This window comes from Enterobacter quasihormaechei (genome assembly GCF_004331385.1).
Lineage (GTDB): Bacteria > Pseudomonadota > Gammaproteobacteria > Enterobacterales > Enterobacteriaceae > Enterobacter > Enterobacter quasihormaechei.
Genome location: NZ_SJON01000026.1, coordinates 20,319 through 31,223, shown reverse-complemented (window position 1 = coordinate 31,223; position 10,905 = coordinate 20,319). Strand labels below are relative to the sequence as shown.

Annotated in this window: 8 protein-coding genes; 6 read left to right on the top strand and 2 right to left on the bottom strand. The window is 58.3% G+C overall.

The genetic code is table 11. The features are described from left to right. Positions 1 to 22: 22 nt before the first annotated feature. Both gap and E0L16_RS21080 read right to left on the bottom strand, forming a co-directional pair. Entirely contained in the window at positions 23 to 1,033 is a 1,011-nt protein-coding gene (gap, locus tag E0L16_RS21085) for a type I glyceraldehyde-3-phosphate dehydrogenase (RefSeq protein WP_131638183.1), read from the bottom strand. A 78-nt stretch (positions 1,034 to 1,111) separates the two neighbouring features. Further along, positions 1,112 to 2,092, bottom strand: coding sequence for a GlxA family transcriptional regulator (locus E0L16_RS21080; protein WP_131638181.1), 981 nt, complete (start codon positions 2,090 to 2,092; stop codon positions 1,112 to 1,114). A 798-nt stretch (positions 2,093 to 2,890) separates the two neighbouring features. Here E0L16_RS21080 and E0L16_RS21075 point away from each other — a divergent pair. The 6 genes from E0L16_RS21075 to tagF are packed head-to-tail and all read left to right on the top strand — an operon-like array spanning position 2,891 to position 10,896. Beyond that, positions 2,891 to 3,385, top strand: a complete 495-nt coding sequence (locus E0L16_RS21075) for an SH3 domain-containing protein (protein WP_131638179.1) — start codon at positions 2,891 to 2,893, stop codon at positions 3,383 to 3,385. 23 nt (positions 3,386 to 3,408) lie between these two features. Then, complete coding sequence (gene tssJ / locus E0L16_RS21070; RefSeq protein WP_063868509.1) at positions 3,409 to 3,912, top strand: type VI secretion system lipoprotein TssJ; 504 nt, start codon at positions 3,409 to 3,411, stop codon at positions 3,910 to 3,912. A gap of 28 nt (positions 3,913 to 3,940) precedes the next feature. Continuing rightward, positions 3,941 to 5,284 (top strand): type VI secretion system baseplate subunit TssK, encoded by a 1,344-nt coding sequence (tssK, locus tag E0L16_RS21065; RefSeq protein ID WP_131638177.1) that lies wholly within the window; start codon positions 3,941 to 3,943, stop codon positions 5,282 to 5,284. A 17-nt stretch (positions 5,285 to 5,301) separates the two neighbouring features. Beyond that, complete coding sequence (locus E0L16_RS21060) at positions 5,302 to 6,540, top strand: DotU family type VI secretion system protein (RefSeq protein ID WP_063449587.1); 1,239 nt, start codon at positions 5,302 to 5,304, stop codon at positions 6,538 to 6,540. 2 nt (positions 6,541 to 6,542) lie between these two features. Continuing rightward, positions 6,543 to 10,163: a type VI secretion system membrane subunit TssM gene (gene tssM, locus E0L16_RS21055; protein WP_131638175.1), complete on the top strand. Its 3,621-nt coding sequence runs from the start codon at positions 6,543 to 6,545 to the stop codon at positions 10,161 to 10,163. Between the two features lie 16 nt (positions 10,164 to 10,179). Then, complete coding sequence (tagF, locus tag E0L16_RS21050) at positions 10,180 to 10,896, top strand: type VI secretion system-associated protein TagF (RefSeq protein ID WP_063868513.1); 717 nt, start codon at positions 10,180 to 10,182, stop codon at positions 10,894 to 10,896. The last annotated feature ends 9 nt before the right edge of the window (positions 10,897 to 10,905 follow it).

The window sequence follows — 10,905 nt, the reverse complement described above, 5'->3', positions numbered from 1 at the left end:
TTCAGGCCACCCGGCTTAAGCCTTACAACCCTTTCTTATCCATCAGCACCGCCAGATCCACCAGACGGTTCGAGAAGCCCCATTCGTTGTCGTACCACGACAGGATCTTCACCATATTCCCGCCAATCACCAGCGTTGATAGCCCGTCGATAATGGATGAGCGCGGGTCGCCCTGATAATCACTGGAGACCAGCGGTTCATCGCTGTAGCCCAGAATGCCTTTCAGCGGCCCGCTGGCGGCAGCCTGACGAAACGCGTCATTCACCTCTTCGGCGGTCACATTGCGGCTCAGCGTTACCGTCAGATCGACAATCGACACCACCGGAACCGGCACGCGCAGGGAATACCCGGTAAGCTTGCCGTCCAGCTCGGGGATCACTTTCCCGAGCGCTTTTGCCGCGCCGCTGGAGTAAGGCACAATCGATAATGCTGCCGCGCGCGCGCCGCGCAGATCTTTTTCCGGCTGGTCATGCAGCGCCTGGCTGTTGGTGTACGCATGGGTGGTGTTCATCAGCCCGTGCTCAATGCCGAACTGCTGGTGCAGCACCTGCGCCGCCGGTGCCAGCCCATTAGTGGTGCAGCTCCCGTTACTGACCACGAAATGCTGAGCCGGATCGTACAGCGTGTGGTTCACGCCCATCACCACCGTGAGATCGTCATTTTTAGCCGGCGCGGAAATAATGACGCGTTTTGCGCCGCCGCTCGTGATATGCACCGCCGCTTTTTCACGTTCGGTAAAGAACCCGGTCGCTTCTATTACCACCTCAACGCCAGCGTCTTTCCAGGGAATATTTGCCGGGTCGCGTTCACTGAATACGGTGATGCGTTGCCCGTCAACCTGTAGCGCGCCGTCCGCCGCTTCAACAGGCACCGGCAGCGTGCCGAGCAGAGAGTCATATTTCAGCAGATGGGCGAGGGTTTTGCTGTCCGTCAGATCGTTTATGGCCACAATCTGGAGATCCGGGTTGCCCAGCGCCGCGCGCAGAACATTACGTCCGATACGGCCGAAACCGTTAATACCGACCTTAACCATGATGCACTCCTTATCTGTGTTGTCTGAAGTGACTGTAGGCCTCAGGTCGGATGGCGTAAATGACAAAAAAGGATCAGATTACGCCATTTTGCGGCAGTGGAAGCGTTGGCGGTATTCGCCCGGCGTGAGATGAAGCTGCTTTTCAAACACCCGACGCAGGTTAATGCTGGAACCAAACCCGCTTTTTTCGGCAATGACCTCAAGCGGATGCTGGGTCTGCTCCAGAAGCTGGCGGGCGGCGGCCAGGCGCGCTTCAGTGACATAACGGGCCGGCGGTACACCGACGTCGCGCGTGAACACGCGGGTAAAATTGCGCGGGCTCATCGCGACCCGTTCAGCCAGCTTTTCGACGCACAAATCTGCGGTAAGGTTTTGCAGGATCCAGCTTTGCAGCTCGCTTACGGGTCCGGTCGCGCCGGACTGCTCCAGATTATAGCGGCTGAACTGTAGCTGGCCGCCGGGCCGACGCAGGTACATCACCATATCCTGCGCTACGTTGCGGGCGAGGGTGAAGCCGTAATCGTCTTCCACCAGCGCCAGCGTCAAGTCAAACCCGGAGCTGACGCCGCCGGACGTCCAGACGGGTCCATCCTGAACATAGAGCGGGCCACCCTCAACGTTGACCGCAGGATAGAGCGTTTTCAGCGTCTCCAGCAGCCGCCAGTGGGTCGTTGCCCGGCGCCCATCAAGCAGTCCGGCCTGTGCCAGCAGCAGCGCTCCGCCGCACACGGAGGCAATGCGTCGCGCATGCGGCGCGGCAAGGTGCAGCCAGTCCACCACGGCGGTGCTCTCCTGCTCATTTATGCCGCGCCCGGTAATGATGATTGTGTCCAGCGGCTCGCGCGGATCCAGCTCCGGCAGGCGATAGTCCGCCAGCAGGTTTAAACCGGACTGGCCGTGGATCACCAGATGAGGCTGGGTGGTGGCAATAATGATGCGGTAGCGAGGCTGCGCAAGGCCGTCCGGGTGCAGCCGGTTGGCCTGCATCAGAATGTCGGCGATACCGGCGGCTTCAAACAGCATGCCGCCGTCAGGAACGATAATCAGGATCTTCTTCATGTCCTGAAAAGTACCTTTATCACAAAATAAGTCAAGCGGCGGGATGAATGGCCAGGAGGATGTTGGCAGAAAGTAAAAAAAATATGTAGCAATGGTAAAACTTTTAGCGACAGGTATACCGTCAATACCCCTGATTGTGGGGTTAAATGCTTCCTATTGAACATTAAAAGAACAAAAAGATGTAGCCGGACTTAATTATTAAGGCACAAAAAATAACTTCGAAGGCTAAATTCTCAAAAGTTATTTCGGCACGCGAAATTAATATACTGGGGTTATTTCCCTCTGCCTTGGTTAATGCGGGCACTCGTTAAGAATAAAACTTATCTTTGAAATGCAACAATGTAAATATCCTAAATATATCCCACAGCGCACAGAAAAAATGAAATTCTACTAATTATGGTAGTGGCGATAATAGGTGGCTTACGTTAATGATAGTGGTTCTCTTTTGGGTATTTAATTATTAATATTCAATGAGATATGCGCATTCTCTGCCTAAGAAAAAGCAGATTTAGGCTAAGTGCGCATTTTTAATGAGATTAATCCTATAATGCATTGGGCGGATCGTTATACGCCATTAAGCAGGCGGGAAATATTGAATTGATGGCAAGCTCATGTAAACTTGTCTACCGTTTGTCAAAATATGTCAGGAACATGCTGGGCCTATTTCTGTAGGGCTCGTGCGGTAGCTATGCCCTAAAATAGTTACATGCTGAAAATATCCTGACTATTTTAACAATAGCACTTAAGTCAAATTTTATCCCCTCTCTTCATCCTCTAAATATCGCTACGGAAAAGCATATGAAACTGCGCGTATTGTTATCACTTCTGTTTGTTATGGCGGTGGCGGGCTGTAAGGCGCCGCAGAAACCAGCGATCACCGATGATACGATCGTGACGAGCCAGGTTAATGGCGTCACGCTGACGCACCGTCACGCTGTTACCCCGCCGGCGGAGTTCACTCAGGTGAATGAACCGTATCGTGCCATGTACCCGGCATCCCTGATGAGCCGCCCTGACTACGGCGGAAAGGTGGTCCGCACGCTTGAGACCGGCAAAACTTACGTTGTGCTGGGGCAGGTTGAACATTTCTGGATGGCGCTGGCCGATGAAGGGAGTGAACAGCTGATTGGTTATGTGCCGATGCGTGCCGTGATCAAGGCTGACCAGTACGAAGCCACCGTGCGTAAACAGGCGCAGCGCCAGAAAGTGCGCAAGAAAACCACCTGCGTCGATGTCGATGGCAACAGCAAAGCCTGCAAAGACAGCGCGAACGGTACCTGGATCCTGAACTAAACGGGTTTCACGAGCATATTTTTATGAATAATAAAAATTTTCATCGGATGTGGTTCCCATTTTTTGCGTTGATTTTCGCGCTGATCGGTGGTTGTACGTCGTCTTCACACAGCGACCCCTCCCGCTACAATCTACAGTTTCAGGCTCATCCTCAAATCAATGATTCTGCGCCGCTTAAGGTCAGAGTGATGCTGCTGAAATCCGATGCGGATTTCATGTCCAGCGACTTCTACTCCTTACAGAACAACGCGTCAGCCACGCTTGGCGCGAATCTGCTGAACAGCGATGTGTTCTTCCTGATGCCGGGCCAGCTTTCGAAAACCCTGAGCGGTCAAAGCTCGCCGGACGCGCGCTATATCGGCGTGATGGCGGAATACCAGGCGCTGGACGGCAAAAAATGGCGTGTCTCACTCCCTTTGCCTGTTCCCGGCGAAAACGCGATTTACCAGTTCTGGAAATGGTCCGCAGATGAACTCCAGGCCAGCGTCTTCCTTGACGTAAACGGTATCCGGGTCATCAGCCAGTAACGCCCTTCATAACAGGAAAGAGATCATCATGACGAAAGCAGAAAAGGTCGTCTGGACAGAGGGCATGTTCCTGCGTCCCCACCATTTTCAGCGGACAGAACGTTACCTCCTCAACCACGTTCGGGAATGGGGAGCATTGCAGCGATCGTACCTCTGGGGCTTTCTCGACCTTGAGCTGGACGAAGCGATGCTTCGCCAGGGCTGCATTGCCCTGAGCTACTGTAGCGGTTTGCTGCCTGACGGCACGTTTTTCCAGGTTCGCAGCGATCGCAACGGTCCGGCCCCGCTAAAAATCCCTGATAACCTCACCAATGAAAAAGTGGTGCTTGCGCTGCCGGTTCGTCGCGGTGGCCGTGAAGAGGTGATTTTCAGCGAAGAGCACGCTTCTCTGGCGCGTTTTATTACCTTTGAGCAAGAGGTGGAAGACGATAACGCCATGTCGGTCGGGGAGGCCACGGTCCAGTTTGGCCGCCTGCGTCTGACCCTGATGCTGGAGAAAGATCTGACGGCAGAGTGGACCGCCATCGGCGTGGCGTTCGTTACCGAAAAGCGCAACGACAACCACGTGCGGCTGGATAACAGCTACATCCCGCCCATGCTGAACGCCAATAACAGCCCGCAGCTGTACGGCATGATCAACGATCTGCACGGCTTGCTGGTGCAGCGTAGCCAGCAGATTGGTGGCCGTCTGCGCCAGCCGGGGCGTTTCAATACGTCCGAGATGGTCGAGTTCACGCTTCTCTCGCTGATCAACCGCCACCTGGGCGACGTCTCGCATTTAAAAACGCTGCCGCTGCTTCACCCGGAAGCGCTCTGGCACAGCTGGCTGCCGTTTGCCACGGAACTCGCCACCTGGACGTCGCAGCGTACCGCAGAGAGCATTCTGCCGGTATACGACCATGACGATCTCGCCGCTTGCTTCAGCAAACTGATGCTGATGCTGCGTCAGGGGTTGTCGCTGGTCATGGAAGATCATGCCATTCAGCTGCCGCTGCACGAACGCTCTCACGGACTGAACATCGCCACCGTGCCGGAGACCAGCATGGTTCGCGAGTTTGGCTTCGTGCTGGCGGTAAAAGCCAACGTCCCGGGCGAACACCTGCAAACCCATTTCCCTGCCCAGATGAAGGTTGCGCCAGTCTCAAAAATTCGCGATCTGGTTCAGCTTCAGCTGCCGGGCATCATGCTGCGGGCCATGCCCGTCGCACCGCCGCAGATCCCGTGGCATGCGGGCTACAGCTATTTCGAGCTCGAGAGGGGCAGCGAGCTGTGGCACGAGATGGACAAGTCCGGGGCATTCGCGCTGCATCTCGCAGGGGAATTCCCGGGTCTCGATATGGAGTTCTGGGCCATCCGTAGCCCGACAGAATAATAAAGCGAGCGCTTAATATGCAGGAACGACAGGATACCGGCAGCGATGCCGTGTTTACCGGAGCCAGTGGGAATAATCAGCTGGTGGCGGCCGCCAATCCGCTGCTCAATGCGATTCCGCAAATCCGTCATTCGGTTTCCCACGACGATCAGGTCGGGCTGCGCCAGCGCCTGATCGACGAAATTCGCCGATTCGAAGTGCGATGCCAGCAGGCGGGCTTACCGTATGAAGTGATTGTCGGCGCGCGCTACTGCCTCTGCACGGCGCTGGACGAAGCCGCCGCCCTGACCCCCTGGGGAAGCAGCGGCGTCTGGTCAAGCAACGGCCTGCTGGTGACGTTTCATAACGAAACCTGGGGCGGCGAGAAGTTTTTCCAGCTGCTGGCGCGTCTGTCTCAGAATCCGCGTGAACACATTCTGCTGCTGGAGATGATCAACTACTGTCTGCTGCTCGGCTTTGAAGGGCGCTACCGCGTGCTGGACAATGGCCGCACCCAGCTTGAAACCATCAAACAGCGTCTGTGGCAAATGATCCGCGGCGTGCGCGGCAGCTACCCGCCGCCGCTTTCCCCGCATCCGGAAGATCGCCCCGTGCTGCGCAAGCTCTGGCGGCCAATGATTCCTCTCTGGGCGTGCGTGGCGCTGGTGGGCTTTATCGCCTGCCTGTTCTATATCGTCCTCAACTGGCGCCTGGGCGATAACACCAGCCCGGTGCTGGCGAAGATTTACCAGTCCCAGCTGCCGGAAACCACTATCCAGCAGCCTGCGCGTCAGCTGCCGGCGGTGCTGAACCTGCGCGGTTTCCTGAAACCGGAAATTGAGGCCGGTCTGGTGGCCGTGAAGGATGAGGCGGATCGCAGCGTGGTGATCCTGAAAGGGGACGGACTGTTTGCCTCGGCCTCAACCGTGGTGCGCGATCGCTATGAGCCGGTCATCGACCGCATCGCCCAGGCGATGAATAACGTCAGCGGCAAAATTCTGGTCGTGGGGTACAGCGACAACGTGCCGATCCGCAGCGCCCGCTTCGCCTCCAACTATGAACTCTCGCTTGAGCGCGCCCGCTCGGTGCAAAAACAGCTACAGGGCAGCCTGTCCCAGCCTGAGCGCGTCAAAGCCGAAGGGCGGGGCGAGATCAACCCGGTAGCGCCTAACACGACGCCTGAGAATCGCGCCCGTAACCGCCGCGTGGAGATTACGCTGCTGGTGTCGCCTGACAATACCCAGGCCGAGCTGAACGGATTGCCGCAAGGAAACTAAGGATGCTGACTACTCTACTTTCTATACTGACCAATCGCATTCTGTGGAGCTTCCTGGGCGTAACGGCGCTCGCGGCGGTGATCTGGATGATTGGCCCGCTGTTGTCCATCGTGGATACCCGGCCTCTTGAATCCGAGCAGAACCGCGTCATCAGCATTGCGGTGGTCTACCTGATTTGGGCCCAGAGCCACATTCTGCCCCGGCTGTATAACGCCTGGCTGAACCGCAAGCTGATGGACAAGCTCAACGAAAACACCACCAGTCCGGAAGCAGCCGATCCGCAGAAACGTCTGAACAGCGAGGAGCAGATCCTTGCCGGGCGTTTCGACGAAGCCGCCCAGATGCTGAAAAAAGCCCACTTCAGCAAAGCGGGGCACGGCGCGCAGTGGACGCAGCGCTTCAGCACCCAGTACCTCTATCAACTGCCGTGGTACGTCATTATTGGCGCACCGGGTTCCGGTAAAACCACCGCGCTGGCCAACTCCGGGCTGCAATTCCCGCTGGCGGACCGCTTCGGTAAAACCGCGCTGCGCGGCATTGGCGGCACGCGCAACTGCGACTGGTGGTTCACCAACGAGGCGGTGCTGCTGGATACCGCAGGGCGCTACACCACTCAGGAGAGCGAGCAGGTTCAGGACGCCGGCGAGTGGCTGGAATTTATCAACCTGCTGCGTAAATACCGCCGCCGTCAGCCCATCAATGGCGTGATTATCACCATCAGCATTTCCGACCTGCTTTCGCAGTCCGCGGAGGCCTCTCGCCAGCAGGCGGTGAACCTGCGCCAGCGTCTCTCAGAGCTGCACGAACAGCTGGGCATTCGCTTCCCGGTGTACGTCATGGTCACCAAGGCGGACCTGCTTAAAGGCTTCCGCGCCTGGTTTGCGGATTACGACAAAGCCCAGCGCGATCAGATCTGGGGCTTTACCCTGCCGTGGGAGCAGACTAAACACGCCGATTACGACCTGATGGGCAACTTCCAGCAGGAGTTTTCCCTGCTGCAACAGCGTCTGGATGCCGGCCTGCCGGAAACCATGCTGAAAGAGCACGATGCAAAAGCCCGTGCGGAAGCTTATCTCTTCCCGCAGGAGTTCGCCGCGCTGCGCCCGCTGCTGGCGGACTACCTGAGCACGGTCTTTGCCCGCTCAAATTTCGAAACTGAATTTTCTCCGCGCGGTATCTACTTCGCCAGCGGCACCCAGGAAGGCATGCCGTTTGATCGCGTGATGGGCGAGCTGAACCGCGCGCTCTCGCTACCAGAAGGGGGCGAAAGCGACCGCTGGGACTCGGTGAGTAAAGAAGCGCCGATCCCGGGGGCGAAAGGTCAGAGTTTCTTCATTAAGAACCTGCTGCAAAACGTCATTTTCCAGGAGGCGGGCATCGCCGGCGAAAACCGCTGGTGGGAACTGCGCAACCGCGCCGTGATGTGGTCCGGCTATGCGGCGCTGCTGGCCCTGCTGGTGATCCTGGGTGCCCTGTGGCTGACCAGCTACGCCAAAAATAAAGCCTATCTGGAAGAGGTGGATGCAAAAGTGCCGGGGCTGGAGCAGCAGAGCAAGGCGCTGCAAAACCAGCCTCAGCGCGATCTGTTTGCGCTTCTGCCGCTGCTTAACAGCCTGGTGGATCTGCCGGAAAGCGAGGCCTTTGACGTTAACGATCCGCCGGTTTCACGCCGTATGGGGCTTTATCGCGGCGATGACGTCAGCGATGCCTCGCAGTCGCTGTATCAGAAAGCGCTGGATCAGATGCTGCTGCCCGCCGTGGCGATGCACATAACCACCTGGCTGCGCAACGACAACGGCAGCGACGTGGAGTACAGCTATGAGGCGCTGAAGGCCTATCAGATGCTCTACCAGCCGAAGCATTACGACGGCAAATTCCTGCACTCGTGGGTGATGCTCAACCTGCAACGCAACCTGCCGCAGAACGTGACGCAGGCGGAGCTTCAGGAGCTGGAGTGGCACCTGACGCAGCTGCTGGAACCGAAAATTCAGGCTTCACCGTATGCCCAGGATGAGGATCTGGTGGCCCGCGAGAGGGCGCTTATCAACCAGCAGCCGCTCTCCACCCGCGTGTACGGACGCCTGAAGCGTCTGCTGGAGCATGATGAAAACCTGAAGCCGGTTTCGCTTTCAGATCTCGGCGGCCCGCAGAGCGAGCTGGTGTTTTCCCGTAAAAGCGGCAAGCCGGTGAGTGAGGGCGTGCCGGGGCTTTATACGCCGGACGGCTACTGGAAGAGTTTTAACGACCAGATCGACAGCGTGACCACCGCCCTGCACGAAGATGATGCCTGGGTTCTGGGGGCGACCACCGCTCAGGAAGATAAACAGCAGATCGACAACGCCGTGCGTCAGCTCTACATGCGCGACTTCATCGTCAACTGGGATCGCTTTCTCGCGGACATACAGCTCAACAACAGCGCCGATCTTTCCCAGCGCATCAACACCGCGCGCTTGCTTTCAGGCACCAACTCGCCGCTGCGCCGCCTGGTGCTCAACCTGAGCAAGGTGCTGACGCTGTCGCGCACTGCGCCTGCGCCGGAGGATGCGCAGAAAGCGGAAGAGCAAAGTAACCGCGCCACCCGTACGCTGGAAGCGTTGTTCAGCAACGGTGACAACGCTCCAACGCAGGGCGCGGTCGTAACGCAGGTGCCCGAGCAGCTGGTGACCGACCACTATGCGCCGATGATTGAGCTGGCGCAGCCGCTGGAGAAGGGCGGTAAGACCATCGTCTTTGATGATTTTCTCAAGCAGGTTGACGAGCTTTATCGCTACCTGACTGCCGTTCAGGATGCAGCAAACAGCGGTATGCCCGCGCCGGGCGGCGATGCCATCAGCCGCCTGCAAGCCAGCGCGGGCCGTCTGCCGGGCGGGCTGCAAACCATGTTCAGCAATATGGCCGTGGGCGCCAGCAGCGATACCCAGCGTCGCGATCTGGAGAACGTGCGTAAGCGCATCAACGTGGAAGTGGGCGGGTTCTGCCGTCAGGCGATTGCCGGGCGTTACCCGCTGGTGCGTAGCGCCAGCACCGAAGTGACGCCGGACGATCTTGCCCGCATGTTCGCGCCGGGCACCGGGCTGATGGACACCTTCTTTCGCGACAACCTGACCAACAAGGTGGATACCACCCAGGCGAACTGGCGTTTTATGCCGGGTATCGACGGCAAAACGCTGCCGGGCAGCGAAGGGCTGCTGCGTCCGTTCCAGCAGGCGCAGTCCATCCGCGATGCTTTCTTTGCCAACGGCGCAACCACGCCATCCTTTAAGGTCACGGTGCGCACCGTGCGGATGGATAACACTATTCTGAACCTCACGCTGGACGTGGACGGTCAGCTGCTGCGCTACAGCCACGGTCCTCAGGCGGTGCAAATCATGAACTGGCCGGGGCCGGGCGGGACGAACCAGGTGCGTATGCAGCTCGGTCTGGCAAACGGCAGCACCGCAACGCTGGTGACCAACGGTTCATGGGCGCTCAACCGCTTTTTCGACAAGGCGCGCACCAGCCCTGGCGCGGGTAGCCTGAGCCGTCAGGCCACCTTCAACGTCGACGGACATCAGGTCACGCTGGAGTTTGCGCCGAACAGCATCCGCAACCCGTTCCAGCTTCCCCGTTTTTCATGCCCATAACCGCAAGGACAGCCGTATGACGAATACCCCTGCGATGAACCGCTACAGCTGGTATGGCAAATTACCCAGCGCCGGAGATTTTTTGCAGCGTCGCTTTCCGGATACCCTGCAACGCCAGTGGTCGCACTGGTTCCAGGTCGGCCTGCTGGCCTGGCAGCAGGAAGAGCAGCGCAGCGGCGAGCGCCCGTTTTCTAAAGCCCCGGTGTGGAATTTTGTCGTCCCCCCGATGCTCGGCAGCCAGATGATTCAGATGGGCTGCTTGCTGCCGGGCCGTGACAGCGTGGGCCGCCACTATCCGGTCTGTATTCAGCTAAGCTTTACCCCGGCTGAGTGGTCGTCCCGACTGCTCGGGCAGGCCGAAAGCTGGTACCAGCAGCTGGGGCGTCTGGGACTGCACGCGGTGCGTAACAGCTATTCTGCCTCCCAGCTGGATGACATGCTGATGACCATCCCGGCGCCACAGCCGGTAGAGCCGCAAAAGCGTTCCGACATTCTCGACGTGATTGGCTATGACGACGATGGTCAGAACACCCTGGGCTGGCCGCAGGCGGCGGAGTGTTTCGATCCGCTGCGCCAGACCAGCTACTGGTGGACGAACCGCTGCGACGGCTACCCGCTCTACACCCACGTGCACAGCGGAAACTTCACCGGGCAGCTCTTTACGCTGCTGTTCGATCCGGCAGGCGGCGCCCGACCGGGCCGTCACGGGCTTTACCCGCCTATGTTTGAATAAGCAGGGACC